The 26808-nt window shown below is 72.4% G+C and carries 21 protein-coding genes; 13 read left to right on the plus strand and 8 right to left on the minus strand.

Annotated elements, in window-relative coordinates:
* Positions 1 to 378: 378 nt before the first annotated feature.
* Positions 379 to 516, plus strand: coding sequence for an SPW_0924 family protein (locus ACQPZG_RS26180; RefSeq protein WP_433548167.1), 138 nt, complete (start codon positions 379 to 381; stop codon positions 514 to 516).
* A 15-nt stretch (positions 517 to 531) separates the two neighbouring features.
* The gene (locus tag ACQPZG_RS26185; RefSeq protein WP_433548168.1) at positions 532 to 1515 is read left to right on the plus strand and encodes a DUF3068 domain-containing protein; all 984 of its coding nucleotides are present in this window, start codon (positions 532 to 534) and stop codon (positions 1513 to 1515) included.
* 294 nt (positions 1516 to 1809) lie between these two features.
* Here the strand turns inward: ACQPZG_RS26185 and hrpB are convergent, their stop codons facing one another.
* Both hrpB and ACQPZG_RS26195 read right to left on the minus strand, forming a co-directional pair.
* Entirely contained in the window at positions 1810 to 4371 is a 2562-nt protein-coding gene (hrpB, locus tag ACQPZG_RS26190) for an ATP-dependent helicase HrpB (protein WP_433548169.1), read from the minus strand.
* Between the two features lie 140 nt (positions 4372 to 4511).
* Positions 4512 to 5396 carry a class I SAM-dependent methyltransferase gene (locus tag ACQPZG_RS26195; RefSeq protein WP_433548170.1) on the minus strand — a complete coding sequence of 295 codons (885 nt, stop codon included), beginning with the start codon at positions 5394 to 5396 and terminating at the stop codon, positions 4512 to 4514.
* A gap of 393 nt (positions 5397 to 5789) precedes the next feature.
* On the opposite strand from ACQPZG_RS26195, the gene rpsA reads away from it, so the two are divergent.
* The 5 genes from rpsA (at position 5790) to ACQPZG_RS26220 (ending at position 13719) form a co-directional block, all read left to right on the plus strand.
* The gene (rpsA, locus tag ACQPZG_RS26200) at positions 5790 to 7304 is read left to right on the plus strand and encodes a 30S ribosomal protein S1 (RefSeq protein ID WP_433548171.1); all 1515 of its coding nucleotides are present in this window, start codon (positions 5790 to 5792) and stop codon (positions 7302 to 7304) included.
* A gap of 258 nt (positions 7305 to 7562) precedes the next feature.
* Positions 7563 to 8501 (plus strand): PAC2 family protein, encoded by a 939-nt coding sequence (locus ACQPZG_RS26205; protein WP_433548172.1) that lies wholly within the window; start codon positions 7563 to 7565, stop codon positions 8499 to 8501.
* A gap of 31 nt (positions 8502 to 8532) precedes the next feature.
* Entirely contained in the window at positions 8533 to 9138 is a 606-nt protein-coding gene (coaE, locus tag ACQPZG_RS26210; protein WP_433548173.1) for a dephospho-CoA kinase, read from the plus strand.
* 161 nt (positions 9139 to 9299) lie between these two features.
* Complete coding sequence (locus tag ACQPZG_RS26215; RefSeq protein ID WP_433548174.1) at positions 9300 to 12221, plus strand: DEAD/DEAH box helicase; 2922 nt, start codon at positions 9300 to 9302, stop codon at positions 12219 to 12221.
* Positions 12222 to 12450: 229 nt separating this feature from the next.
* The gene (locus tag ACQPZG_RS26220; protein ID WP_433548175.1) at positions 12451 to 13719 is read left to right on the plus strand and encodes an SWIM zinc finger family protein; all 1269 of its coding nucleotides are present in this window, start codon (positions 12451 to 12453) and stop codon (positions 13717 to 13719) included.
* A 74-nt stretch (positions 13720 to 13793) separates the two neighbouring features.
* Here the strand turns inward: ACQPZG_RS26220 and ACQPZG_RS26225 are convergent, their stop codons facing one another.
* Entirely contained in the window at positions 13794 to 14459 is a 666-nt protein-coding gene (locus tag ACQPZG_RS26225) for a DUF2293 domain-containing protein (RefSeq protein WP_433548176.1), read from the minus strand.
* Between the two features lie 92 nt (positions 14460 to 14551).
* Between ACQPZG_RS26225 and ACQPZG_RS26230 the strand changes: the two genes are divergently transcribed.
* Positions 14552 to 15202: a uridine kinase gene (locus ACQPZG_RS26230; protein ID WP_433548177.1), complete on the plus strand. Its 651-nt coding sequence runs from the start codon at positions 14552 to 14554 to the stop codon at positions 15200 to 15202.
* A 193-nt stretch (positions 15203 to 15395) separates the two neighbouring features.
* Here ACQPZG_RS26230 and ACQPZG_RS26235 read toward each other — a convergent pair whose 3' ends face one another.
* Entirely contained in the window at positions 15396 to 15677 is a 282-nt protein-coding gene (locus tag ACQPZG_RS26235; protein WP_433548178.1) for a GlsB/YeaQ/YmgE family stress response membrane protein, read from the minus strand.
* A gap of 169 nt (positions 15678 to 15846) precedes the next feature.
* Between ACQPZG_RS26235 and ACQPZG_RS26240 the strand changes: the two genes are divergently transcribed.
* Positions 15847 to 16218, plus strand: coding sequence for a cupin domain-containing protein (locus tag ACQPZG_RS26240; RefSeq protein WP_433548179.1), 372 nt, complete (start codon positions 15847 to 15849; stop codon positions 16216 to 16218).
* Here the strand turns inward: ACQPZG_RS26240 and ACQPZG_RS26245 are convergent.
* The 3 genes from ACQPZG_RS26245 to ACQPZG_RS26255 form a co-directional block, all read right to left on the minus strand.
* Entirely contained in the window at positions 16208 to 17500 is a 1293-nt protein-coding gene (locus ACQPZG_RS26245) for an MFS transporter (RefSeq protein WP_433549553.1), read from the minus strand. The two genes, ACQPZG_RS26240 and ACQPZG_RS26245, sit on opposite strands and share 11 nt — an antisense overlap.
* Before the next feature lie 218 nt (positions 17501 to 17718).
* The gene (locus tag ACQPZG_RS26250; RefSeq protein WP_433549554.1) at positions 17719 to 18312 is read right to left on the minus strand and encodes a methylated-DNA--[protein]-cysteine S-methyltransferase; all 594 of its coding nucleotides are present in this window, start codon (positions 18310 to 18312) and stop codon (positions 17719 to 17721) included.
* Between the two features lie 34 nt (positions 18313 to 18346).
* Positions 18347 to 19273 carry a glycerophosphodiester phosphodiesterase gene (locus ACQPZG_RS26255; RefSeq protein ID WP_433548180.1) on the minus strand — a complete coding sequence of 309 codons (927 nt, stop codon included), beginning with the start codon at positions 19271 to 19273 and terminating at the stop codon, positions 18347 to 18349.
* A gap of 256 nt (positions 19274 to 19529) precedes the next feature.
* Here ACQPZG_RS26255 and uvrB point away from each other — a divergent pair, with 256 nt between their 5' ends.
* From uvrB to ACQPZG_RS26275, 4 genes are all read left to right on the plus strand, one after another.
* Positions 19530 to 21656 carry an excinuclease ABC subunit UvrB gene (gene uvrB / locus ACQPZG_RS26260; protein ID WP_433548181.1) on the plus strand — a complete coding sequence of 709 codons (2127 nt, stop codon included), beginning with the start codon at positions 19530 to 19532 and terminating at the stop codon, positions 21654 to 21656.
* Positions 21657 to 21824: 168 nt separating this feature from the next.
* Positions 21825 to 22403, plus strand: coding sequence for a TerD family protein (locus ACQPZG_RS26265; protein WP_185025515.1), 579 nt, complete (start codon positions 21825 to 21827; stop codon positions 22401 to 22403).
* 156 nt (positions 22404 to 22559) lie between these two features.
* Positions 22560 to 24668, plus strand: a complete 2109-nt coding sequence (locus ACQPZG_RS26270; protein WP_433548182.1) for a TerD family protein — start codon at positions 22560 to 22562, stop codon at positions 24666 to 24668.
* 255 nt (positions 24669 to 24923) lie between these two features.
* Positions 24924 to 25910: a TerC family protein gene (locus ACQPZG_RS26275; RefSeq protein ID WP_433548183.1), complete on the plus strand. Its 987-nt coding sequence runs from the start codon at positions 24924 to 24926 to the stop codon at positions 25908 to 25910.
* Between the two features lie 233 nt (positions 25911 to 26143).
* Here ACQPZG_RS26275 and ACQPZG_RS26280 read toward each other — a convergent pair whose 3' ends face one another.
* Complete coding sequence (locus tag ACQPZG_RS26280) at positions 26144 to 26800, minus strand: MBL fold metallo-hydrolase (protein ID WP_433548184.1); 657 nt, start codon at positions 26798 to 26800, stop codon at positions 26144 to 26146.
* Positions 26801 to 26808 lie beyond the last annotated feature (8 nt).

The raw sequence follows: 26808 nt of genomic DNA on the forward strand, positions 1-26808 counted from the left end.
CGCGTCCTGGCGGTGCCGCACCCCGACTCGCACCGCTTCCCGCCCTGCCCCGCACGGCACCCTGGCCTGCCCCGCACGGCACCGTGACGTGCAGCACCCCGGCCCGTACGGGTTTCTGCGCCAGCCCGCCCCGCCCCGTGACGTGCAGCACTCCAGTCCGTCTCGCGCCTCGGGCCCCTCGCCCCGGCCGGGGCCACGACGCGCAGCGCACCCGGTCCCGCACCGCCCCGCGCCCCGCGCCATGGCCCGCGCCGCACCCCCCGCGTCCCGATCCGCGCCGCGCAACCTGTTCCCCTCTCGCGTCGCCGTTGCTACGGTGCCCCCTCCCCAACGTTCCTGACGGAGTGTCAGTAACCCGCACCGGGAGGGAGACGGGTCGTGCGTGCCCTCATCGCCGCAGCCCTGGGACTCATCGCCGCGTTCGCCCTGGTCCTCACCCTCACGGCGATCGGCGCCCCGACCGGCGAAACCTCGCCGAAGCCGCTGCTGACCACCGTCCCGGGCCCGAAGAACTGACGGGGGAGGACGAGGATGCGCCGCACGTCCGCCCTGATCCTGCTCGCGCTCGCCGTCTTCTTCGCCGCACTCTCCCCGCTCCTGCGCTGGTACGCCTTCCCTCGCCTGGCCAAGGTCCCGCCCCACCAGTACCAGGAGGTGGTCCTGGAGGCGAAGCCGGCGACGCTCGTCGACTACGCCACGATGCGGCCCCGGCAGGTCGAGAAGCTGACCGTCGTACAGACCCTCAAGGGCAACGTCGAGGAGTCCGAGAGGATCGAGGCGGGCACCGACCGGGACGTCGTCGTCTGGGACGCACTGACCTACGTGGCGGGGCCCGACGGGAAGATGGTCTCCGCCATCCCCGAGCGCTACATCTTCGACGCCCACACCCAGGACCCGGTGCACGTTCCCGGCGAAATGGTCGACGGCGACCCGGTGGAACGCCGCGGCATCGAGTACAAGTGGCCCTTCCTCACCGAGAAACGCGACTACGAGTACTACGACTACCGGGTCCGTCGCGCCGCCCCCATCCATTACCGGGGAACGCAGGAGTTCCGCGGTCTGGAGGTCTACTACTTCGAGCAGACCATCCCGTGGACCAAGGTGACCTACCCCAGGAAGATGCCGGTACCGGGCCTCGACTCCACCAAGCTGGAGAAGGAGACCGGCACGACCATGTGGTACACGACGAAACGGATGTTCTGGGTCGACCCGGTCACCGGGGCGCCCGTCAACGGGGAGGAGATCCACCGGGAGGAGATGCGGGGCGGCAGCCTGTTGGGTGGCCGCGACAAGATCACCGCGTTCGCGGGACACGTCAGGATGAGGGCGGACTACGTGGATGCCACGGTCGCCCTCGTCAAGTCCCAGCGCACACAGGTGCTCCTGCTGACGTCGTACCTTCCGTGGGGCTTCCTCGGCCTGGGCCTCGCTCTGCTGGAAGCGGCACTGTGGGTGGAGGCCCGGGGGCGCGGCGGTGCGGGATCATCCCGGGTGCGTGGGACAGCGGGAGCATGAGGGCTGCGGAGCCGGGGTGCTGGCTGCTCCGTCGAGGACGGGGGACACCCGCGCGTCCGGTCGGCGCCTGCGCACGGGGCGGATCGGCTCCCGCACGATCGGCCCGCACCCGCCCACGCGACCCTCCCCGCAGCTGCACCGCCCGCCACCTGAACCGTGACCCGACTGCACGGTGACCCGCCTGCCCTGTGCCCGACCCCGTGCCGTGACCCGCCTGCCCTGCCACCCGCTTGCCCTGCCGCCCACATGCACCGCCTCGATCCGCCGGCCGCCCGTACGCCCCGTTGTCCGCCCCTACCCCCGCAGCCTCGCCTTCGTGAAGCGCGTCGCTTCCACCCCCATCGGGTCCTCCGGCCAAGGATGCTTCGGGTACCGTCCCCGCAACTCCGCCCGTACTCCCCGGTACCCCTCCTTCCAGAAGGACGCCAGATCGGCGGTGACCGCAGCGGGCCTGCCCGCCGGGGACAGCAGGTGCACGAGTACCGGGACCTCCGCCGTGCCCCCCACCCGCGGCGTCCGGGCCAATCCGAACATCTCCTGCAACTTCACCGCCAGCACCGGCTGTTCGCCGCCGTAGTCCACCCGGATACGCGACCCGCTCGGCACCTGGATGCGCTCCGGCGCGTACTCCTCCAGTCGGCCCGCCTCACCGCCGGCCCACGGCAGCAAGCGCGGCAACGCCTGCCCGGCGTCGATGCGCCCCAGGTCCGCCCGGCGCCGCGCACGCGACAGTTCCGGCTCCAGCCATGCATCCGTATGTCCGGACAAGGAGGCGTCGGAGACGTCGGGCCACGGCGCCCCCAGCACCCTGTGCAGGAAGGCCAGGCGCTGCCGAAGCCCTTCCGCGTCCCGCGTCCACCGCAACAGCCCGAGCCCCTCCCGCCGCAGTCCCTCCCGCAGCGCCTCGTGCACGCGCGCGCGTGGCGCGTCCCGCAACGGCCGTACGGACAACTCCACTGCGCCCAGTCGTTCCACCCGCCGGACGACGACGTCGCCGTTCTCCCAGCGCACTTCCTCCTCCTCCACCCGAACGTGCTCGGCCGCCAGGCGTGCGGTGTCCTCGTCCACCACCGCCGCGAGCCGCACCCGCGCGGACGCCGTGTGCGCCGGCCGGTCCGCGACCGCCACCGCCAGCCACGGGGCGCTGCGCAGCCGCGACCCCTCGCCGACCTCGGCACCCGTTCCGGACACCATCAGGAACGCACCCGCACCCCGCGCCCTCGCCAACCGTTCGGGGAAGGCCAGGGCCGCCACCAGACCGGCCACGGAATCGTCCCCTCCGGAACCCGCGCCGCCCCCGCCCGTACCCGCGCGCCGTCCCGGCCCCTTCGCGGAGCCGTCCCCCTCGGCCCCCGCCACCCCCGAAGCCAGCCTCCGCGCCTCCTGCCGCCATCGGGCCCCGTACGCGTCGTTGCCGCGCCTCGCCGCCCGCCAGGCGTCCGCCAGGTCGTCCCCGTACTCCCACGGCGGCTCCTCGCTCAGCAGCGCCACCACCTCCGCCGCCCGCCGTGCCCCGACCTCCCGGGCGCCGTCCAGCAGCGCCCGTCCCAGCCGGGGGTGCAGTCCGAGACGCGACAGCCGCACGCCGCGCTGCGTGGCCCGGCCCTCCGGGTCCACCGCGCCGACGGCGGACAGGACCTCACGGGCCGCCGCCATCGCCCCGGCCGGAGGAGCGTCCAGCAGGGCGAGCCCGGACGCGTCCGGATCGCCCCAGCAGGCCGCCTGGAGCGCGAAAGCCGTCAGATCGGCCACCTTGATCTCCGGGTTGGGGAAAGCGGGCAGCCGGGCCTCCTCCGCCTCGTCCCAGCAGCGGTACGCCGCTCCCGGGGCCTCCCGCCCGGCCCGCCCCGCCCGCTGCCGTGCCGCCGCCCGGGACGCCCGTACCGTCGTCAGCGCACTCAGGCCACGCGCGTGGTCGGTACGCGGTTCGCGCGCCAGCCCGGAGTCCACGACGACGCGCACCCCGGGCACCGTCAGGCTCGACTCGGCGACGGAGGTGGTCAGGACGACACGACGTCCGGACGTGCCCGGCCCCGCCAGCACCGCGTCCTGCACCGCCGCGGGCGCGCGTCCGTGCACCTGGAGCACCTCGGCGTCCACGCCCTTCAGCTGGCCCGCCACCCGGGCGATCTCGCCCACCCCGGGCAGGAAGCAGAGCACGTCCCCCTCCCGCTCGGCGAGTGCCCGCCGCACCACCGACGCCACGTGCGCAAGCTGCGCCGGGTCCACCCGCATCCCGTGCGGCGGCCGTACCGGACGCGCGGGCGGCGCCCACACGGTCTCCACGGGATACGACACCCCCTGCGCCTCCACCACGGGCGCCCCGCCGAGCAGCTCGGCCCAGCCCGCCGCGTCCGTCGTCGCGGACGCCGCCACCAGCCGCAGCTCCGGGCGAAGAGCCGCCCGTACGTCCAGGAGGAAGGCCGCCACGGTGTCGGCGTCGAGATGCCGCTCGTGGCACTCGTCCAGGACGACCACGTCGACGCCCGGCAGCTCCTGGTTGCGCTGGAGGCGTTGCAGCAGAACTCCCGTCGTGACCACCTCGACCACCGTGCGCGGGCCCACCGCGCGCTCCCCGCGCACGGTGAAGCCGACCCGCTCGCCGACGGACTCGCCCAGCAGCCACGCCATCCGCCGGGCCGCCGCCCGCGCGGCGATCCGCCGCGGCTCGGCGACCACCACCCGCCGTACCGGGCTCCGGCCCACCAGCCCCGCGAGTACCAGCGGCACCAGCGTCGTCTTGCCGGTGCCGGGCGGTGCGCACAGCACCGCCGTCCCGAGCTCCGCCAGCGCCTCTTCGAGGGCGGGCACGGCACCGCGTACGGGCAACTGCTCCAAGGCGTCGTTACGCATCACCCGCCCAGTCTCGTACGCGCGTGCCCCCAGTCGTTACCGGAGCGGGTACCGAGCCCGTACCGTCACGGGTGCCGGGGGCAGCGGTTCGGTCCCGAGCCGGTGCGGCGGGGCGCCGCGGCCCGCGGCGCCCCGCCGCCCCGCTAGTCGCGCTCGCAGACGAAGATCGCCGACCCCGGGATCAGGTTCCCGCGCAGCGGCGACCAGCCGCCCCACTCCGAGCTGTTCCACGCGGGCCACTCCGGCTCCACGAGGTCGACCAGCCGGAACCCGCCCGCCACCACGTCCCGGACGCGGTCGCCGAGCGTGCGGTGGTGCTCCACGTACACCGCGCGCCCCTGCTCGTCCTGCTCCACGTAGGGGGTGCGGTCGAAGTACGAGGCGGAGACCGACAGACCCTCGGGGCCCGGCTCGTCCGGGAACGCCCAGCGCATCGGGTGCGTCACCGAGAACACCCACCGTCCGCCCGGCCGCAGTACCCGGAGCACCTCGCGGAACACCTTCACCGGGTCCGCGACGAACGGCACCGCCCCGTACGCCGAGCACGCCAGGTCGAAGGAGCCGTCCCGGAACGGCAGCACCCCGGCGTCGGCCTGCACGAGGCGCACCCCGTCCGTACCGCCGCCGATCCGCAGGGCGTGCTGCAGCTGGCGGTGCGAGAGGTCCACCGCGACCGGGCGGGCGCCCTGGACGGCCAGCCAGCGCGAGCACTGCGCGGCACCCGCGCCGATCTCCAGCACGTCGAGACCCTTCAGGTCCTCGACGGGGCCCAGCAGCTCCGCCTCCACCTCGTCGAGACCCTCCGGGCCCCACACGAAGCGGTCGTCGCCGAGGAAGGTCCCGTGGTCCTGCTGGTACTCGTCCGCGTTGCGGTCCCACCAGCCCCGGCTGGCCCGGCTGCTCTCGGCGTCCCCCGCGGCACGCCGGGTGGCCTCCGGGCCGGTGTCCTCGCCGCCGGGCGTGCCGTCGGCACCGTCCCGGCCGCCGAACACGTCGAGGGCCTCGAAAGCGTCGTCCTCATTGCTCATCGCTGGATCATCGCGCCCGTCTGAATCGTCTGAGTGGGGTTCTCCGGAACCCTCCCCGGGTACTGTGCCGGGGAGCGGCGGAGGGGAAGCCGGGCGGCCATTGCGGCCCTGCCTCACCGGAGTTGTGCCGGGAATGAGGCGTTCCGCCCCGGGTGTGTGCCTTCGCGCATTGACCCTGCCCGGCAGCCCCCGTATGCTACAAGTTGCGCTGCGAGCCTGCGCGCCTCAGACCTAGCAGGCCGCGCTCGCATCTGTAGGTATGTCTCCTCGGTTTCGAGGCGCCCGGCGGTTCATTCGGCTTGGTGCTTCTTCGGCTGTCCGGCTTCTGCAGAGCGACAGGCTCACGGCGTGGCATTACCTACGACTTCTGTCCGTACCGGAGCCCTTTCCCACATGACGAGCAGCACCGAGACCACCTCTACCACCCCGCAGGTAGCGGTCAACGACATCGGTAACGAGGAAGCCTTCCTCGCCGCGATCGACGAGACGATCAAGTACTTCAACGACGGCGACATCGTCGACGGCGTCATCGTGAAGGTCGACCGGGACGAGGTCCTGCTCGACATCGGTTACAAGACCGAAGGCGTCATCCCGTCCCGCGAGCTTTCCATCAAGCACGACGTCGACCCCAACGAGGTCGTCGCCGTGGGCGATGAGATCGAGGCTCTTGTTCTCCAGAAGGAGGACAAGGAAGGCCGTCTCATCCTGTCCAAGAAGCGTGCTCAGTACGAGCGCGCCTGGGGCACGATCGAGAAGATCAAGGAAGAGGACGGGATCGTCACCGGCACCGTCATCGAGGTCGTCAAGGGTGGTCTCATCCTCGACATCGGCCTCCGTGGCTTCCTGCCGGCCTCCCTCGTCGAGATGCGCCGCGTCCGCGACCTCCAGCCCTACGTGGGCAAGGAGCTCGAAGCCAAGATCATCGAGCTGGACAAGAACCGCAACAACGTGGTCCTGTCCCGCCGTGCCTGGCTCGAGCAGACCCAGTCCGAGGTTCGCCAGACGTTCCTCACGACCCTCCAGAAGGGTCAGGTCCGCTCCGGCGTCGTTTCCTCGATCGTCAACTTCGGTGCCTTCGTGGACCTGGGTGGCGTCGACGGTCTCGTGCACGTCTCCGAGCTGTCCTGGAAGCACATCGACCACCCGTCCGAGGTTGTCGAGGTCGGCCAGGAAGTCACCGTCGAGGTTCTCGACGTCGACATGGACCGCGAGCGTGTCTCCCTGTCGCTGAAGGCGACGCAGGAAGACCCGTGGCAGCAGTTCGCCCGTACGCACCAGATCGGCCAGGTCGTTCCCGGCAAGGTCACCAAGCTGGTTCCGTTCGGTGCGTTCGTGCGCGTCGACGAGGGCATCGAGGGCCTGGTCCACATCTCCGAGCTGGCCGAGCGCCACGTGGAGATCCCGGAGCAGGTCGTCCAGGTCAACGACGAGATCTTCGTCAAGGTCATCGACATCGACCTTGAGCGTCGCCGGATCTCGCTGTCGCTGAAGCAGGCCAACGAGTCCTTCGGCTCCGACCCGGCCTCGGTCGAGTTCGACCCGACCCTCTACGGCATGGCCGCGTCGTACGACGACCAGGGCAACTACATCTACCCCGAGGGCTTCGACCCCGAGACGAACGACTGGCTCGAAGGCTTCGAGACGCAGCGTGAGGCTTGGGAGGGCCAGTACGCCGAGGCGCAGCAGCGCTTCGAGCAGCACCAGGCCCAGGTCATCAAGTCCCGCGAGGCCGACGAGGCCGCCGCTGCCGAGGGCGCTGCCGCTCCGGCCGCCGCCACCGGTGGCAACGCCGGCGCCGGCATCTCGGGCGGTTCGTACTCCTCGGAGTCGGACGACAACTCCGGCGCCCTGGCGTCGGACGAGGCCCTTGCCGCCCTGCGCGAGAAGCTGGCGGGCGGCCAGAGCTGAATGCTCTGACCCTCACCGGTCGCGTGGCCGTCCGCCCCCACCCGGGTTGACGGCAGGCAGCTGAACAGGCTGAACGACGAGGCCCGTTCCCCTTCGGGGGAGCGGGCCTCGCCGCATGTCCGGCGCTTGCCGGCGCAACTCGCTCACGGTTCCCGCAGGTTGGCCGGTCCACTCGTACGAGGGAGGGGGCGGCGCCCGGGAATGCCTGCGCCGCCCGGCACGTTCTTCTCTGTGAAACGCGAGGAGGTAGCGGGAATCGTGCTTGATCCGCAGGGTTTGTACGCATGGGAGCCGAAGGGGCTGGCCGTCGTCGACATGGCGCTGGCCCAGGAGTCGGCCGGACTGGTCATGCTCTACCACTTCGACGGCTATATCGACGCGGGGGAGACCGGCGGCCAGATCGTCGAGAAGCTCCTGGACACACTGCCGCACCAGGTGGTGGCCCGCTTCGACCACGACAGGCTGGTGGACTACCGGGCTCGCCGCCCGCTGCTCACCTTCAAGCGGGACCGGTGGGCGCACTACGAGACGCCCGCGCTCGAAGTGCGTCTCGTGCAGGACGCCACGGGCGCCCCGTTCCTGCTGCTCTCGGGCCCCGAACCGGACGTGGAGTGGGAGCGGTTTACGGCCGCCGTGCAGCAGATCGTGGAGCGGCTCGGAGTGCGGCTGGCGGTGAACTTCCACGGGATACCCATGGGCGTCCCGCACACCCGCCCGGTCGGGCTCACCCCGCACGGCAACCGCACGGACCTGGTGCCGGGGCACCGCAGCCCCTTCGACGAGGCGCAGGTGCCCGGCTCGGCGGAGTCGCTGGTGGAGTACCGGCTCTCCGAGGCGGGGCACGACGTGCTCGGCGTCGCCGCCCACGTACCGCACTACGTGGCCCGCTCGGCCTACCCGGACTCGGCGCTGACCGTCCTGGAGACGATCACGGCGGCGACCGGACTGGTGCTGCCGTCGGTGGTGCACGCACTGCGCACGGAGGCGCGGCGCACCCAGGACGAGATCGACCGCCAGGTCGGCGAGGGCGACGAGGAACTGGTCGCGCTGGTCCAGGGACTTGAGCACCAGTACGACGCGGTGGCGGGCGCGGAGACGCGCGGCAGCCTCGTCGCGGAGGCCAAGGACCTGCCGTCGGCCGAGGAGATCGGCCTGGAATTCGAGAAGTTCCTCGCCGAGCGGGAGGGCGACCTCTGAGGGCCCAGGAGGGCGGCCTAGGCTTCCGGTCATGCTGAAAGTAGGCCTGACCGGTGGTATCGGCGCCGGCAAGAGTGAGGTGTCGCGGCTGCTCGCGTCGTACGGCGCGGTCGTCGTCGACGCGGACAAGATCGCACGTGAGGTCGTCGAGCCCGGAACCCCCGGGCTCGACGCCGTGGTGGCGGCGTTCGGCGAGGGAGTCCTCGCTGCGGACGGCACGCTGGACCGGCCCGCGCTGGGCGCCATCGTCTTCGCCGACCCCAAGAAGCTGAAGATCCTCAACGGGATCGTGCACCCGCTGGTCGGAGCCCGCTCGGCGGAACTGGAGCGGGCGGCCCCGGCCGACGCCGTCGTCGTCCACGACGTGCCCCTGCTGACGGAGAACGGGCTCGCGCCGCTGTACGACCTCGTGGTGGTCGTGGACGCGTCGCCGGACACCCAGCTGGACCGGCTGGTGCGGCTGCGGGGAACGAGCGAGGTCGATGCGCGCGGCCGGATGGCGGCCCAGGCCACCCGCGAGCAGCGCCTCGCCGTCGCCGACCTGGTGATCGACAACGACGGGCCGCTGGAGGCGCTGGAGCCTCAGGTCCGGAAGATGTGGCGGCAGCTGGAGGAACGGGCGACGCGGGGAAGTTGACGTCTTCCGCCGGTACGGACAGCGTCCAGGGCGTCCCGCCGCGAGCCCGACGTCCCGCGCCCCAACCCCGACTGTCAGACCCCGCCCGTAGACTCACAGGTCCACGCGGAGAACCTGCGCCCACCTGCGCAGATCCGGACCGGAAGGGAGGCGGCGGCACGATGGGCGGAGCACCTTCCACACCCCTGCGACTGCCCCGGCACCTCGCCGCGCTCTACCTTCCCGCACCCCTGCCGAGGGACGCCCGGATCGCCCTGTGGGCCCCGGACGGCACGGAGCTGCCGGAGCCGGCCGCCCCCGCCCCGGCCGCCCCCGTCCCGACCGGCCCCGGCGAGGCCGGTGGATCCGGCGGCATCGGTGGCTCCCTCGACGAGATCACCGTCGTCCGGCTGCACGGCTCCGTCCCCCGCTCCCGTAGGGTCCCCGCCCGCATCCTCCCCCTCGCGGACGCGCTCCCGCTCCTGGTCGCCGCCCGGCACGACCCCGACGCGCACCCCGCCGCCCGCTGCTGGGGCGCCGCCGCCCGGCACGCCCTGCACCTGGTCGCGCGGGGTCTGCTGCTGCCCGGACTCACGGCCACGGATCACGACGCCTGGCGCGCCGGACCGCCGGAGGCCGCCGACATCGCACACCTGCGGGCCATCGCCGCCGCCATGCCACCCGAGGGATACGCGGTCCCGGTCCCGGACCGCAAGCCCCTCCACGTCCCCGACCCGGCCCACCTCGTGCGGTCGTTCGTCGACGCCGCTGCCGACACCCTGCCCCGCACCCCGGCGGCGGCCTACGCCTTCGGTGCCCCCTTCGCCGCACGCGCCGCCCAGCACCTGCCGGGCCTGCGGGAATGGTCCGCCGATGTGGCGGCGGGCGCGGACGCCGGGGTCCGGGTCTCGCTCCGGCTCGACCTCCCGGTGCACAGTCTCTTCGACCCGCGCGAGGAGGACGCCGAGGCGGGCGCACGCCGCGCGGGCGCCGCCGTCGTCCAGGCCCACAGCCTCGCCGACCCCACCCACCTCGTCGACGTCGCGGACCTCTGGGACGGCGGGGGCGGCGACCACTTCGGCCCGCGGGCCCGTATCGACACCGTTCTCGCCCTGCGCCGCGCCGCCCGCGTCTGGCCGCCCCTCGCCCGCCTCCTGGAACAGCCCGTCCCCGACGTACTGCCCCTGTCCGACGACGAGTTGTACGACCTGCTGGGCCCCGCCGCGCACCGGCTGGAAGCGGCAGGGGTCAGTGTCCACTGGCCGCGCGAGCTGGCCCGTACGCTCACCGCCACCGCCGTGGTGCGCCCCGCACCGGGCTCGGCGACCGACGGCACACCCTTCTTCGAGGCGGACCACCTCTTCGCGTTCAGCTGGCAGTTGGCGGTGGGCGGCGAGGAACTCACCGAGGCGGAGATGGACGCACTGGTCGAGGAGCACCGGCCGGTGGTAAGGCTGCGCGACCAGTGGGTGGTGGTCGACCCCGCTCTCGTACGCAAGGCCCGCAAACGGCAGTTGGGGCTGCTTGACCCTGCCGACGCGCTCACCGTCGCACTCACCGGCACGGCGGAGATCGACGGCGAACAGGTGGAGGCGGTACCGGCCGGGGCGCTGGCAGCCCTCCGCGACCGCCTCGCACGCGGCGGCGCGGACACCGTCCCGCAGCCGCCCGGCCTGCACGCCACCCTCCGCGACTACCAGCTTCGCGGACTGGCCTGGCTCGACCTGATGACCTCGCTCGGCCTGGGCGGCTGTCTCGCCGACGACATGGGTCTCGGCAAGACGATCACCGTCATCGCCCTCCACCTGCACCGCACGGGCGCGGCCTCGGGCGCGCAGGCCGCCCCCACCCTCGTGGTCTGTCCCGCCTCCCTCCTCGGCAACTGGCAGCGCGAGATCGAACGGTTCGCTCCCGGAGTGGCGGTCCGCCGCTTCCACGGCACGGGCCGCAACCTTTCCGGTCTCGACGGCGGCTTCGTCCTCACCACGTACGGCACGATGCGCACCAGCGCACCCGAACTCGCCACCCACACCTGGGGAATGATCGTCGCCGACGAGGCCCAGCATCTGAAGAACCCCCGCTCCACCACCGCCAAGGCCCTGCGCACGATCCCGGCCCCCGCCCGGATCGCCCTCACCGGCACCCCGGTCGAGAACAACCTCTCCGAACTCTGGGCCCTGCTCGACTGGACCACCCCCGGCCTGCTCGGCCCGCTCACCACCTTCCGCGCCCGGCACGCCCGCGCCGTCGAGAGCGGCGAGGATCCCGAAGCGGTGGAACGGCTCTCCCGGCTGGTCCGCCCCTTCCTCCTGCGCCGCAAGAAGTCCGACCCGGGCATCGCCCCCGAACTGCCGCCCAAGACCGAGACCGACCACCCCGTCCCGCTCACCCGCGAGCAGGCCGCGCTCTACCAGGCGGCGGTGAACGAGACGATGGCCGCGATCGAGTCGTCCGAGGGCATCGCCAGGCGCGGCCTGATCATGAAACTGCTCACGTCCCTCAAACAGATCTGCAACCACCCCGCGCAGTACCTCAAGGAGGGCGGCCCGAAGCAGGGCCCCGCCCGGCTCACCGCCCGCTCGGGCAAGCTCGCCCTCCTCGACGAACTCCTCGACACGATCCTCGCCGAGGAGGACTCCGTACTGGTCTTCACCCAGTACGTGTCCATGGCCCGACTCCTGTCGCAGCACCTGACCGCCCGCGCGATCCCCTCCCAACTCCTGCACGGCGGAACGCCGGTGGCGCAGCGCGAGGAGATGGTCGACCGCTTCCAGTCCGGCGAGGTCCCGGTGTTCCTGCTGTCCCTCAAGGCGGCGGGCACCGGCCTCAACCTCACCCGCGCCGCACACGTCGTGCACTTCGACCGCTGGTGGAACCCGGCCGTCGAGGAACAGGCAACGGACCGCGCGTACCGCATCGGCCAGACCCAGCCCGTACAGGTCCACCGCCTGATCGCGGAGGGCACGGTCGAGGACCGCATCGCCGAACTCCTCACCGCGAAACGCTCGTTGGCGGACGCGATCCTCGGCACGGGCGAGGCCGCCCTCACCGAACTCAGCGACCGCGAACTCGCGGACCTGGTGTCGCTCAGGAGACCGTCATGACGGCCCGCCGCGTGCCCTGCCCCGTCTCGTGCCAGGGCCGCCCCGGTGCCACCGCGTGTGGTGCCCGCCGCGCGCCCCGCCCCGTCCCGTGCCAGGACCGCCCCGACGCCACCGCGCCGCGTGCCCGCCCTGAGGCCGCCGCACGTCATGCCCGCCATCCTGCCGCTGCCCGCCATGCTGCGGACGCCGACCGCCCCGCTCCGTTCAGTGCTTCGGCCGGGAGGGAGTCATGACGCCCCGCACCACGCCCGGAGCCCACGCCAGCGCCCCCGCGGCCGACCGGCGCCGCACCTTCCCGCCCACCCCCGAGGCCACCGGACCGGCCACCACCTGGTGGGGGCGTGCCTGGGTGGACGCCCTCGAAGCGCTCTCCCTCGACCCGGCCCGCCTCGCGCGCGGCCGGGCGTACGCCGACGCGGGGCACGTCGACACGATCACCGTGACCCCGGGGCGCGTCGTGGCGTACGTACGCGGCAGCCGGGCCCGTCCCTACCGTGCGGACATCCGCCTGCGCACCCTCGCCGACGAGGACTGGGACGACTTCCTCGACGCAGCCGCCGAGGACCCCGCACACCTTGAAGCACTGCTCGCCAAGACGATGCCGCAGGCGCTCCTCGATCCCCTCTCACGCCTCGCCGGCACGCCGCTGCTCCCCGCCACGGCGGGCGACCTGCTGCCCACCTGCACCTGCCCGGACGCCGGCCGTCCCTGCAAGCACGCGGCGGCCCTCTGCTACCAGCTGGCCCGCCTGCTCGACGAGGACCCCTTCGTCGTCTTCCTCCTCCGCGGCCGCGACGAGCGCGAGATCCTCGACGCCCTTTCCCGCCGCAACGCCGCCCACACCGCGACCGCCACCCGCGCGCCCGCACCCGCCCCGGCGCTCCCGGCCCGCGAAGCCCTCGCGCGCCGCCCCCTCGGCGTGCTCCCCGATACGCTCCCGCTCCCGCCGCACCCCGGCACCCCGCCCTCGTACCCGCACACCCGGGACGCCCCCGACCCGCTCACCCTCGACCACCTGGCAACGGACGCGGCGCTTCGCGCCCATGCGCTCCTCACCACCGGCACCGACCCGATCGCCGGCCTCACCCCCTGGCAGGACGCGGTGCGCATCGCCGCGGCCCAGCCCGGCTCGGGCCTCACCGCCGCGACCCGCCAGCTCTACACCTCCCTCACCCGTGCCCTCGGCCGCACCCCCACCGACCTGGCCAAGGCCGTCGCGGCGTGGCGGCAGGGCGGCCCCACGGCACTCTCCGTGCTCGACGACTTCTGGGACCCGCCCGCCGGACCCTTCGACCGCGCCCGCTCCACCCTGCTCGCCGTGGGCCATCCGGACCTCCGCCCGTGGCACAACCACCTCACCGCCGACCGCTTCCAGCTCCGCTACGGCCGCGACGGCCTCTGGTACGGCTACGAGTCCGACGGCGCGGACGACTGGTGGCCGGCTGGAACGGCGGGGGGCGATCCCGTGGCCGTGCTCGCCCGTCTGATGGCGCCCTGACAGAGCGGGGGCGCAAGCGGCGTCGTGGCCGAAACACGTGCCTTCGGGACCCCGTTCTGCACTCCGTCCGCGGGTCACTCCCGTACCTGCGGCACCCTCCGCCACCCCTCCAGCGTCGCCTCGATCGTCCCCGCCACGCGGGTTCGTGCCTCGTGTCGGGGTACGCCCGCCATGAGGAGCCGGTCGTACGGGGTGTCCTCGTGCCGTACGGAGGCGCGTACCGCCGCGGTGACGGCGTCCGTGTCCAGGGTGCGGCCCGCGGCGCTGCGGCCGACGCGGCCGCTGCCGCGCTGCGCGGTGTGCGCGGCGATGGTGCGGGCGCGTTCGGGAGGACAGCCGGGGAAGAGGGTGCGGACGGCGGCGGTGAGGGCCGCGGTGAGACGAGTGTCCTCGGTGGCGCGACGGGCGGCGTCGCGGGCACGGCGGCGGGCCCGTGCGTCGGCGTCGGCGAGGCAGGCCGACTCGGCGCGCGCCAGGGCCTCCTCCTCCACGAGGAGGCCCTGGCGCTCATACCGCTTGCGGCGCCTGTGGTAGCGCACGACCACCGCCCACAGCGAACTGCCCTCGCGGGCGCGGCGGGTGAGCGCCGTGTTGCCGCGCGGGAGCAGGACGAGATGGCTCAGATCGGCGCAGACAAGGCAGCGCGGGGCGTTGAATTCGAGGACGAGGAGGGGAAGCGGGCCCCGGTGGCACTCCGCGCAGTGGCGGCGTTTCAGCGGTTCGACCACGACGAGGGTCATAGGGGTGATGTACCGCCGGGGGAGCGCGCACAATCGCGGGGCGGGGCGGCGCGGTTTTGGCGCGGTGGGTTTCCCGCGGCGATGATGGGCGGGTGGAGCTTCGACCGATCACCTGGGGACGTCTCGCCGGACGGCTGGCCCGGCACCTCGACGGCCTTGTTCCCGCCGACGGCAGCCCGTGGCTGAAGGTCGGTGTGGACGGGGCGCCCGCCGCCCGTACCGGAGAGGCGGCCGGGTTGCTCGCCGAGGCGTTGCGGGAGCGTGGCCGGGCAGTCCACGTGGCCGACACCGAGGGGTTCCTGCGGTCTGCCTCGTTGCGTTTCGAGTACGGGAAGCAGGACCCGGACACGTACTTCGACGGGTGGTTCGACACCGGGGCGCTGTGGCGCGAGGTCTTCGGGCCGCTGGAGCCCGGGGGTACCGGGCGGGTGCTGCCCGACCTGTGGGACCCGGTGACCGACCGGGCGACCCGTAGTCGTCACGAGCAGCTCCCGCCGGGTGGTGTGCTGTTGGTGCACGGACCGTTGCTGCTCGGGCGCTGGTTCCCGTTCGACCTGTCGGTGCACGTGAGGCTGTCGGCGGGGGCTCTGGCCCGTCGTACCGCCGAGGACGCACGGTGGACGCTGCCCGCGTTCGCCCGGTACGAGGAGGAGGTCGGGCCCTCGGACGCCGCCGACGTCGTCGTACGGGCCGACGACGCCCGGCATCCGGCCTGGACCGGGCTCCCGGACGACGGGAAGTGAGCGCCCGCCCGGCCCCGGTCCCGGCCGCGGGCCGACGCCGCTTCGCACGAGGTGCCGCAACCGGAGCGCGGGTCCGCCATGACGTATCGGTGTGCGGCGGCCGGATGCGGACGGCGACAGCGGTCGGCCTCCGGGCGCAGCGGCGCGCACGGAGGCCGAGGGGGACGGACGTGGTGTGAGGGAAGCGGCTGCTCTACCGGCGGGTACTGCTCCGGTTCCCCGTCTTGAGCTTGACCACGGCGAGGACACCGATCGCGGCGAGGCCGATCTGGATCAGCCATTCGATCCAGTCGATGCCGTTGGTGTCCTTCACACCGAGCGCGTTCGCGAGCGCGCTGCCCGCGAACGCCGCGAGGATGCCCACCGCGATGGTCCACAGGATGCCGATCTTCTGACGGCCCGGTACCACCAGCCTGCCGAGCACACCGATGACGATGCCGATGACGATCGCGCTGATAATGCCCGAAATCTCCATGACAGCAGCTCCCTGGCTGTAGCTCTCGGCCGACGGCTCTCGGTCGGCGTTGTGCCCTTCCTGTGCCCCTTGTTCGCCGGGGCACGCGCTGTCGCGGACGACGTTTTCGAACGGGGTGCTCCGAGGCTGGCCGTAGCTGCCCGGTGAGGCACCGCTAAGGTGACCGGCCATGACGACAATTGATCAGGTCCCGGCCGCCCCGGCCTCCTTCTCCGTGCACATTCCGGACGCCGCGCTGGAGGTCGAGCCGCTGGACCCGGAGCAGATCGTCTCGGGGGACCCCGTGGTCACCGGCAAGGTGCTCTGGGAGTCGCCGGACGGCAAGCAGCTGCGCGGGATCTGGCAGATCACGCCCGGCGTCGTCACCGACACCGAGGCCAACGAGCTGTTCGTGGTGGTCAGCGGGCGCGCCACCGTCGAGGTGGAGGGCGGCGCGACCCTGCGGGTCGGCCCCGGCGACGCCTGCGTGCTGCGCGAGGGCGACCGTACGACCTGGACGGTGCACGAGACGCTGCGCAAGGCGTACCACATCAGCCTTTGACGGCGAGTGCGGCTTCTTTCGGGCTCGTCCGACCGGTGAAGAGGGCCAGCGCGGCCATCGGCAGCAGCAGGAGGGCCCCGGCTGCGTTCAGCCAGCCGTAACCGGCCTGCGCGACGATCAGACCGGCGGCCGCGCCGCCGACGGCCGCCGCCGAGTTCATCGTCAGGTCGGACAGGCCCTGCACCGCGGCGCGGGCGGGCTGCGGCACGGAATCCGTGAGCAGCGCGGAGCCGGAGACCAGCCCGGCGGACCAGCCGAGGCCCAGGACGAACAGACCTGCGGCGGTCTGCCCGTGGCTGCCGCCCGAGGTGCCCGCGAGGAACGCGGCGAGCGACAGCAGGCCCGCGGCCAGTCCGATGACCGACAGGCGGCCGAGCCGGTCCGACAGCCAGCCCATGACCGGCGAGAACGCGTACATCCCGGCGATGTGGCCGCTGATGACGAGCCCGACCAGTTCCAGTCCCGCGCCGTGGTGGCCGAGGTGGACGGGCGTCATCGTCATGATCGACACCATCGTGGTGTGCGAGACCGCGACCGTGACCAGTGCGAGCCGGGCGCGCGGCGAAGCCTTCACCGCGGCGAGGCCCGCCCGCAGGGACCGGCTCGCGGCCGACTGCTCCTCCCGCGGGGCCAGTGCCCGTGCGGTGAGCAGCGGGTCCGGGCGCAGCAGCACGGCGACGAGCACTCCCGTGAGGAGGAAGATGACGGCCGCCCAGAGGAACGGGGCGGCCGTCAGGGGTATGGAGGTGTCGGCGAAGACCCGGCCCGCCGGGGCCGCGATGTTCGGCCCGAGGACGGCGCCGATGGTGGTCGCCCAGACCACCGTGGAGATCGACCGGGCCCGTCGGTCGGGTGCCGCCAGGTCGGCCGCGGCGAACCGGGCCTGCAAGTTGGCGGAGGAGGCGGCGCCGAATCCGGCCATGCCGACCAGCAACAGCGGGAAGTTGTCCGTGAGCGCGGCCACCACCACGAGCGCCGCTCCGAGGGCCCCGATCAGGTACGCCAGCACCAGGCCCGGCCGTCGGCCGCGCGAGGTCATCAGCGAGGCGAGCGGCACCGACAGCAGGGCGGTGCCGACGACGGACGCGGTCGGGGCCAGTCCGGAGACCGCCTCGGTGCCGCTGATCTCGGTGGCCAGCACGGGAGCGAGCGTGATGCCGATCGGTACGCCGAGACCGCCCAGGATCTGGCTCACGACGAGCACGGCGGTGGTGCGGCGTTGCAAGGCGGGCAACTCGGCCGCGGTCACCGCCGCGACGGACGCGGGCGTCGGCGGGGGCACGGGAGCGGGCGCGCTGCCGTCCGGCTGGTCGTTCCTGTCGGTGGTGCTCACTGCGTGCACGCCCTTCCGTCGTGGGCCGGGGTGCGGCGGCGTGCGGGAGGCGGGACGGCGCGGGCCGCACAGGGTATGTACGGGTCACATGTGGTGGTCACAGCGGCAGTGTGCCATCCGATACCCCCACGGGGCATGTGGGTAAGGGATCCGGAGGCGTCGCCCGCTCAGAACAGAGGTGGCGGCAGCACCCCCTCCAGAGCCAGCAGCATCCGCTTGGTCTCCAGCCCTCCGCCGAATCCGCCGAGCCCTCCGTCGCTCTCCACCACCCGGTGGCACGGCACCACCACGGGGAGCGGGTTGGCTCCCATGGCGGCCCCGACGGCCTGGGCCCCGCCCGGCTGTCCGACCCGGGCGGCCAGCTCGCCGTACCCGACGACGCTTCCGTACGGCACGGAGTCGTTCAGCTCGCGCAGGACCTGGCGGTGGAAGCCCGAGGTCAGTGACCAGTCCAGGGGGAGGGAGAACCGCCGCAGCGTGCCCGCGAAGTAGCCGGCGAACTGCCGGACGGGTTCGGCCAGCGGGCTCGACGCGGGGAGCGGATCCGCGGGCGCCGCGACGAGCTGTGCGCCCAGCTGGGACGCCAACTGCTCCAGGGCTCGTCCGCGGACCTTCTCCTCCGCGTGGAAGGCCACCTGCACCAGGCCCGCTCCGGTCGCGGCCAGCAGGAGCGGGCCGATGTCGCTGCCGACGACGGCCCACTCGACACAACGTGCGCGTGGTGCGGTGCTGTTCACGCCCACCACCGTACGGCCGGGCACTGACAACGGGCCGCGAACCGTGGAAAGGCCCTGTTCAGCGTCGCAGCGCGGCCCGCACTACGTCGGGCCTGTTCGTGATGATCCCGTCCACGCCGTAGCCCCGGACCTTCTTCGCGTTCACCGCGTCGTCGACGGTCCAGGTGTTGACCCGCAGCCGCTTGCCGTGGGCGCCCTTGAGCCGGTGCACGGCCGCCACGTAGGCCGCATTGATCGTCCCGTGCTGCGGGTTGATCTGGTCGGTGTACGCGGCGTACCGGGGCAGGTCGGCGACGGCCGGCGTGCCGAGGAACCCGGTGGTCACGTCGGGCCGCAGGGTGTGCACGGCACGCAGGCTCGGTGCGCTGAAGCTCTGCACGACCAGCCTGCTGCGCACGTGGGAGCGGTCCAGCCAGCCCTCCTTGCGGAGCACCCGCACGATGTCCTTCTCGATGCCCGGGTACAGGGCCGGGTTCTTGATCTCCATCAACAGCTTCTGCCGGTGCTTCTCGATCCGGTTCACGTACTGCTTCAGCGTCGGCACGCGGGCTCCCCTGTGCGCGGGACCGAACCAGCTGCCGGCGTCGAGCCTGCGGATCTCGGCGGCGGTGAAGTCCTTGACCTTCCACGGCGCACGTCCGGGGAAGACCTGCTCGACGTTCGTGGTGCGCGCCAGGTTGTCGTCGTGGACGACGACCAGCTCGCCGTCCTTGGTGCGCTGGACGTCGTTCTCCACCCAGACGACGCCCATCCGCTTCGCCGCGTCGACCGCGGCCAGGGTGTTCTCCGGGGCCTGTCCGGAAGCGCCCCGGTGCGCGATCATGACGGGCCCGCCGACGCCGGAAACCGAGGCGGAGGCGGTACGGGCGGGCGCCGTGCGGTCGGGCGCCGTGCGGTCGGCGGCGTGCGCGGCGCCGGGCAGGGTGAGTGGCGCAGCGCCGCCGACGAGAGCGGTCAGGGCGACAGCGACGGTACGTACGTGCACTGGGTTCTCCTTGGAGCCGGAAGTCACGGACGGCCAGAGCGTGACAGGGACGCGCCAACGCGAAAAAGGCGAGGAATGGCCACGCGGTGAACGACGCGCCACGGGGCCGGAACACGCACCGTGACAGAACCGGTACAGGCCGCCGCCCGCGTGGACGCGGACCGCGGCCGGGAGGAGGCAGGGGCGCAGGCCGCGCCGGGAAGGGGGAGAGGGCGACCGGGACGTGAGTGTCAGTGGTGGGTCGTACGGTGGATGCATGCGGCCCGTTTCCAAGATCGAACGTACGGTGGCGCCCTTCGAGGTCGTCAGCCCCTACCAGCCCAGCGGTGACCAGCCGGCGGCCATCGCCGAGCTGGAGAAGCGCATTCGCGCAGGTGAGAAGGATGTTGTCCTGCTGGGTGCGACCGGCACGGGCAAGTCCGCGACGACTGCCTGGATGATCGAGAAGCTCCAGCGCCCGACGCTCGTCATGGCACCCAACAAGACCCTCGCCGCCCAGCTGGCGAACGAGTTCCGCGAGCTGCTGCCGAACAACGCCGTCGAGTACTTCGTCTCGTACTACGACTACTACCAGCCCGAGGCGTACGTCCCGCAGTCGGACACCTACATCGAGAAGGACTCCTCGATCAACGAGGAGGTCGAGCGGCTGCGCCACTCCGCGACGAACTCGCTGCTCACCCGCCGCGACGTCGTCGTGGTCGCCTCCGTCTCCTGCATCTACGGCCTGGGCACGCCGCAGGAGTACGTGGACCGCATGGTCTCCCTCAAGGTCGGCGAGGAGATCGACCGCGACGCGCTGCTGCGCCGCTTCGTCGACATCCAGTACAACCGCAACGACGTCGCGTTCACCCGCGGCTCCTTCCGGGTGCGCGGCGACACCATCGAGATCTTCCCCGTGTACGAGGAACTGGCCGTCCGCATCGAGATGTTCGGCGACGAGATCGAGGCCCTGTCCACGCTGCACCCGCTCACCGGCGAGGTCATCAGCGAGGACCAGAGCCTCTACGTCTTCCCCGCCAGCCACTACGTGGCAGGACCGGAGCGGATGGAGAAGGCGATCAACGGCATCGAGAAGGAGCTGGCCGAGCGTCTCGCCGAGCTGGAGAAGCAGGGCAAGATGCTGGAGGCCCAACGGCTGCGCATGCGCACCTCGTACGACCTGGAGATGCTCCGTGAGATCGGCAGCTGCTCCGGCGTCGAGAACTACTCGATGCACTTCGACGACCGCGCACCCGGCACCGCCCCGCACACCCTCCTGGACTACTTCCCCGAGGACTTCCTGCTCGTCCTCGACGAGTCGCACGTCACCGTCCCGCAGATCGGCGCGATGTACGAAGGCGACGCCTCCCGCAAGCGCACCCTGGTCGACCACGGCTTCCGGCTGCCGTCGGCGATGGACAACCGGCCCCTGAAGTGGGAGGAGTTCCAGAAGCGGATCGGGCAGACCGTCTACCTGTCCGCCACTCCCGGCACGTACGAACTCTCCCGCGGCGACGGCTTCGTCGAGCAGATCATCCGCCCGACCGGACTCGTCGACCCGCAGGTCGTCGTCAAGTCGACCGAGGGTCAGATCGACGACCTGGTGCACGAGATCCGCAAGCGCACCGAGAAGGACGAGCGCGTCCTGGTCACCACGCTCACCAAGAAGATGGCCGAGGACCTCACCGACTACTTCCTGGAACTGGGCATCCAGGTCCGCTACCTGCACAGCGACGTGGACACGCTGCGCCGCATCGAGCTGCTGCGCGAGCTCCGGGCCGGTGAGTACGACGTGCTGGTCGGCATCAACCTGCTCCGCGAGGGCCTCGACCTGCCCGAGGTGTCGCTGGTGGCGATCCTCGACGCGGACAAGGAGGGCTTCCTGCGCTCCGGCACCTCCCTGATCCAGACCATCGGCCGCGCGGCGCGCAACGTCTCCGGCGAGGTCCACATGTACGCGGACCGGATCACCCCGGCGATGGAGAAGGCCATCGAGGAGACCAACCGCCGCCGCGAGAAGCAGGTGGCCTACAACAAGGAGCGGGGCATCGACCCGCAGCCGCTCCGCAAGAAGATCAACGACATCGTCGCGACCATCGCCCGCGAAGAGGTCGACACCGAGGCACTGCTCGGCACCGACTACCGCAAGCCGAAGGCGGGCAAGGACGCCAAGGCTCCGGTCCCGGCGCTCGGCGGCAAGGCGGCGAAGGCGGCCAGGGGCAAGGGCGCCGAGGTCCTCACCGACCGCCCGGCGGCCGAGCTGGCCCAGCAGATCGAGGAGATGACCGCGCGGATGCGGGCGGCGGCCGCCGAGCTGCAGTTCGAAGTGGCGGCCCGGCTGCGGGACGAGGTCGGCGAACTCAAGAAGGAGCTGCGGATGATGAAGGAGGCGGGACAGGCCTGAGGTGCGCGACGGAGCGCGAACTCCGGTGCGGGACGAGGTGGCTGAGCCGCCGAGTGTTGCAGGAACGACACAAAACGCACCGGGGTCGCGACCCCTCGCCGGTCACTGCATAGGGTGCTGACAACCGCACACACGGGCGGTGGTGGGGTCTGTGGAGAGGGGTAGCGCGTGACGGTCAACATGACCAAGGGTCAGGCCATCAACCTGCAAAAGAGCGACGGAGGGACCCTGACCGCAGTGCGGATGGGGCTCGGCTGGCAGGCGGCCCCGCGCCGTGGTCTGTTCGGCTCGCGCACCCGCGAGGTCGACCTCGACGCGTCGGCGGTGCTGTTCGCCGACAAGCAGCCGGTGGACGTCGTCTTCTTCCGTCACCTCGTCAGCGACGACGGTTCGGTCAAGCACACCGGGGACAACCTGGTCGGCGGCGCGGGCCAGGGCGGCGACGACGAGTCGATCCTGGTGGACCTCCAGCGCGTCCCGGTGCACATCGACCAGATCGTCTTCACGGTGAACTCGTTCACCGGCCAGACCTTCCAGGAAGTGCAGAACGCGTTCTGCCGCATCGTGGACGAGACCAACGGCCAGGAACTGGCCCGCTACACCCTCGACGGCGGCGGCCAGTACACCGCCCAGATCATGGCGAAGGTGCACCGCGCGGGTGCGGGCTGGCAGATGACGGCCCTCGGGAACCCGGCCAACGGCCGCACCTTCCAGGATCTGATGCCGTCGATCCTGCCGCAGCTGTAGCCCTCGGACGACCGCGGCAGCACCGCAGCTCCCGGAGGCGGCAGCCCCGGGAGCTGCCGTGTCCCACAAGCACGCGGCAGGCGCACGCGTAGACACAGCAGGCACGCAGCACCGGCAGGCGTGACAGGCGCACGACCGACGTGGGGGAGACAGGCGATGACGGCCGAACTGGTCCGGGGACAGAACCACCCCTTGCCCCGGGCCCGTCTGGAGGTCCGGATCTCGGCCGGTCAGCCGGTCGTCGCCGGAGCCACGCTCGGCGACGAGCACGGCACCGTACGGGGCGTCGAATGGGTCGCCCATCCGGGCACGCCGCACCTCCCCGGTCTGGAGGTGTCCCGGCAGGCCGCGGCCGACCACCGGCTCGCCGTCGACCTGGAGGCGCTGCCCGAGGCCGCGCACCGGGTGCACGTACTGCTCGCCCTGCCCGTCGCGGCCGGTTTTCCCACCCGCTTCGGCGCGGTTGCCGCTCCCTTCGTAGCCGTGACCGCGCTGGACGGCGCCGAGATCGCCACCTTCACGCTCACCGGGCTGGACGCCGAGTCCGCCGTCGTCGCCCTGGAGCTCTACCGCAGGGGCGACGCCTGGAAGGTCCGGGCCGTCGGCCAGGGGTACGCGGGCGGCCTCGCCGAACTGCTCGCCGACCAGGGCCTCCCGCAGGCCCACGAGCTGGCCGCGGGCATCCAGGACGCCGTCGGCAAGGGTCTGGCCCGTTCGGTGGCGGCGCCCCCGCCCCGTGCGGCGGAGGGTGACCGGGCCCGGCACCGGACCCACCCCGCCCGCCAGGACGCGGTACGTCACCCGGCCGCGGGCGGCGACCCCACCGGCGGCCCGGCCGTGCCTTCCGGTGGCGCCACCGCGGACCCCGCCGCCGGCACCACCGGGACGCCCGCCACCCCCGCCGCCCCGCCCGCCGCTCCCGGGGGCCCGACCGGTGGGCAGCCCGCGGCCGGAGCCGTGCCCCCCGCCGCGGTCACGCCCGCCCCGTCACCGCGGGGCAGCGGGCCCGTCGACTACAGCCACCCCGGCCGCAGGAAGGCCGCCGCGCCCCCGCCCGCGCCGCCGGCCCCGTCCCGGCCCGCACCACCGTCCCAGTCCCCGCCGCCCCCGCCGGGGCAGTCCGGGCAGCCCCCGCGCCCCGTCGCGGGCGACGCCGCCGGCTGGTCCATGGACGAACGCCTCTACAACCAGGTCTGGGGCATGTTCGAGGACCTGGCCCGCAGCGCCGCCGCCTACCGCAGTGCCGTCGACTTCGCCGAGTCACGCATGGAGCAGGAGCTCGACAAGGTCCTCTCCGACCCCCGGAGCCGCATCGGCGGAACCGGCGACCTCGCCCGCGAGAGCGCCCGCACCAAGCGCGACCGGCTCGTCGAGCAGGCCCGCGCCGTCCTGGACCGCGACCTGGCCCAGCTGATCGCCGAGTCGGAGGTCGTCGAACCCGCGCTGCCGCCGTCGTTCGCCCGCTGGGACAACCCGGCCTGGCACGCCTACCGGGTCCCCATGGAGATGCCGATGGCGCTGCGCATCGGCGACCTGCACCTGCCCGAGCGACCCGACCTGCACATTCCGCTCCTCGTCCGGCTCCCGCTGGAACGGGGCCTGTGGATCGACAGCGGACGGACCGGTTCCGAGGCCGCGATGGCGATGGACACCGAGCGGTTGCGCCGTCAGTCCATGGACACCGCCGTCGCCCACGCGGCGCGGCTGCTCGGCGCCTACCCGGCCGGGGAGTTCACGGTGCACGTCATCGATCCGGCGGGTTCCGCCTCCGCCGCGCTCGCCCCGCTGGTGAAGTCCGGAGTGCTGGCCTCACCGCCCGCGGCCGGAGCCCAGGGAGTGGCGACCGTCCTGGCCGGGCTCACCGAGCGGGTGGACCTGGTCCAGATGGCGATCAGGGCCCGCGCCGCCGACGCGCTGCCGCCGCACGTGGACACCGCGGAGCAGCTGCTGATCGTCAACGACTTCCCGCACGGCTTCGACGACCGGGCCGTCACGCAGCTCCGCTACCTCGCGGACGAGGGCCCGTCCGTCGGCGTACACCTCATGATGGTGGCCGACCGCGAGGACGCGAGCGGATACGGGCCGGTGCTCGACCCGCTGTGGCGTTCGCTGCTGCGACTCACCCCGGTGCCCGACGAGCACCTGGCCGACCCCTGGGTGGGCCACGCCTGGACGTACGAACCGCTGCTCGCGCCGCCCGGCAGTCAGGTGCTGTGGAACGTGCTGAGCCAGGTCGCGGCGGCGCGGCGCGCCTTGGGGCGCTGAGCTTCAAGCGCCGGTAAAGCGCCCTGACCTGCATCTTCAGGGCAGGTTCATTGATCGCTTTACCTTTTCTTGGTACTACCGGTACTCTCGGCGGAGCGGAGGGGAGTACTCCCGGCCTGCGATGTACCCGTCAATACGGACCGTCCTCGGTCCCGGGGCATCGGCCCGGCGCGCGCCAGAGGGCGGCCCGGGTGGAGGAGACCTCCGGCAGCGACGACGCTGATTGAGTTGCCGTAGCTATCTGCCGGAGGCGCAGTGGACGTTTCAACGAGCACGTGGGTCTTCACCGTTCTGGGCCTCGCCGCCCTGATCGGTGTAGACTTCTTCATCGGGCGCAAGCCCCACGACGTTTCGATCAAGGAAGCCGGAACCTGGACGGCCGTCTGGATCGCCCTGGCCATCCTCTTCGGCCTCGGCCTGCTGGTCTTCGGCACGAGCCAGGCGTCCGCCGAGTTCTTCGCGGGCTTCGTCACCGAGAAGTCCCTCAGCGTCGACAACCTCTTCGTCTTCGTCCTGATCATGGCGAAGTTCTCCGTGCCGACGCACCTCCAGCAGCGGGTGCTCCTCATCGGCGTGCTGATCGCCCTGGTCCTGCGTGCGATCTTCATCGCCGCCGGCGCCGCGGTCATCGCCAACTTCTCGTGGGTCTTCTACATCTTCGGCGCGTTCCTGATCTACACCGCGTGGAAGCTGATCAAGGAGGCGCGGGCCGACCAGGACGACGAGGAGTGGGAGGAGAACCGCCTCCTGAAGGCCGCCGAGAAGCGCTTCGGCGTCGACGACAAGTACAGCGGCACCAAGCTCTTCGTCCAGAAGCACGGCAAGCGCGTCATGACGCCGCTGATGGTCGTCATGCTGGCCATCGGCACCACCGACGTGCTGTTCGCGCTGGACTCGATCCCCGCGATCTTCGGCCTCACCCAGGACCCGTACATCGTCTTCACCGCGAACGCCTTCGCGCTGATGGGTCTGCGCCAGCTGTACTTCCTGATCGGCGGACTGCTGAAGAAGCTGGTCCACCTGAGCTACGGGCTGTCCGTCATCCTCGGCTTCATCGGCGTCAAGCTGGTGCTGCACGCCCTGCACGAGAACGGGGTGCACGTGCCCGAGATCTCGATCGCCTTCTCGCTGTCGGTCATCGGTGGTGTGCTCCTCATCACGACGATCACCAGCCTGATCGCCAACAAGAAGCGGGAAGCGGCCGCGACCGGAACGTCGGACAAGACCTCCGTCGACTCCTGACCGACGGCCGCACGACGACGGGAGAGGTGGACGGCTTCACGCCGTCCACCTCTCCCGTTTCCGGTGGCGCGGCGGCCCCGAGCCGCCGCACGTGACCGGGACCGCGGGCGTGCGCCGCCGCCCGGGCCGTGCTCTTGCCCCGGCGCCCCCCGGGGGCCGGTGTCCTCGCCGAACCCGGCATCCGGGAGGGCCCCCCGCGGTCACGACCGCGCGGGAGCCGTGGCGGGGAGCGGTCACCAGCCGCGCTCGCGCCATTCGGCGAGATGCGGACGCTCGTCGCCGAGAGTGGTGTCGCCTCCGTGTCCCGGGTACACCCAGGTCTCGTCCGGCAGCCGGTCGAAGAGCTGCCGCCGCACGCCGTCGAGCAAGGACGTGAACGCCTGCGCGTCGCCCCAGGTGTTGCCCACGCCGCCGGGGAAGAGGCAGTCGCCGGTGAAGGCGTGCGGGTGGCCGTGCGGGTCGTCGTAGACCAGGACGATGCTGCCCGGTGTGTGGCCCGCCAGGTGCCGCGCGGTCAGCTCCACGCGGCCCACCCGCACGGTGTCGCCGTCGTCGAGCGGCACGTCCGTGGGGACGGGGATGCCCTCCGCGTCGTGCCGCCCCGCGAAGGTGCGCGCGCCGGTGGCCGCCACGACCTCGCCGAGGGCCTGCCAGTGGTCGTCGTGCCGGTGCGTCGTGACCACCGAGGCGACGGAGTCGTCGCCGATCAGCGTCAGCAGCGTGTGCGGCTCCGCGGCAGCGTCGATCAGCAACTGCTCACCGCTCTCCCGGCAGCGCAGCAGGTACGCGTTGTTGTTCATCGACCCGACGGCGACCTTCGAGATCATCAGGTCCCTGAGTTCGTGCACATCCGCGGGACCGCCGACCTTCACCACTCCGCTGTACGTCATACCGGGCA

The organism is Streptomyces sp. CA-294286, assembly GCF_050947155.1.
Lineage (GTDB): Bacteria > Actinomycetota > Actinomycetes > Streptomycetales > Streptomycetaceae > Streptomyces.

What these genes read in the sequence shown, in the direction of transcription:
- ACQPZG_RS26185 (WP_433548168.1), top strand. Translation starts at nt 532, where the DNA reads ATGCGCCGCACGTCCGCCCTGATCCTGCTCGCGCTCGCCGTCTTCTTC.
- ACQPZG_RS26195 (WP_433548170.1), bottom strand. Translation starts at nt 5,396, where the DNA reads ATGAGCAATGAGGACGACGCTTTCGAGGCCCTCGACGTGTTCGGCGGC.
- rpsA (WP_433548171.1), top strand. Translation starts at nt 5,790, where the DNA reads ATGACGAGCAGCACCGAGACCACCTCTACCACCCCGCAGGTAGCGGTC.
- coaE (WP_433548173.1), top strand. Translation starts at nt 8,533, where the DNA reads ATGCTGAAAGTAGGCCTGACCGGTGGTATCGGCGCCGGCAAGAGTGAG.
- ACQPZG_RS26215 (WP_433548174.1), top strand. Translation starts at nt 9,300, where the DNA reads ATGGGCGGAGCACCTTCCACACCCCTGCGACTGCCCCGGCACCTCGCC.
- ACQPZG_RS26220 (WP_433548175.1), top strand. Translation starts at nt 12,451, where the DNA reads ATGACGCCCCGCACCACGCCCGGAGCCCACGCCAGCGCCCCCGCGGCC.
- ACQPZG_RS26225 (WP_433548176.1), bottom strand. Translation starts at nt 14,459, where the DNA reads ATGACCCTCGTCGTGGTCGAACCGCTGAAACGCCGCCACTGCGCGGAG.
- ACQPZG_RS26235 (WP_433548178.1), bottom strand. Translation starts at nt 15,677, where the DNA reads ATGGAGATTTCGGGCATTATCAGCGCGATCGTCATCGGCATCGTCATC.
- ACQPZG_RS26240 (WP_433548179.1), top strand. Translation starts at nt 15,847, where the DNA reads ATGACGACAATTGATCAGGTCCCGGCCGCCCCGGCCTCCTTCTCCGTG.
- uvrB (WP_433548181.1), top strand. Translation starts at nt 19,530, where the DNA reads ATGCGGCCCGTTTCCAAGATCGAACGTACGGTGGCGCCCTTCGAGGTC.
- ACQPZG_RS26270 (WP_433548182.1), top strand. Translation starts at nt 22,560, where the DNA reads ATGACGGCCGAACTGGTCCGGGGACAGAACCACCCCTTGCCCCGGGCC.
- ACQPZG_RS26280 (WP_433548184.1), bottom strand. Translation starts at nt 26,800, where the DNA reads ATGACGTACAGCGGAGTGGTGAAGGTCGGCGGTCCCGCGGATGTGCAC.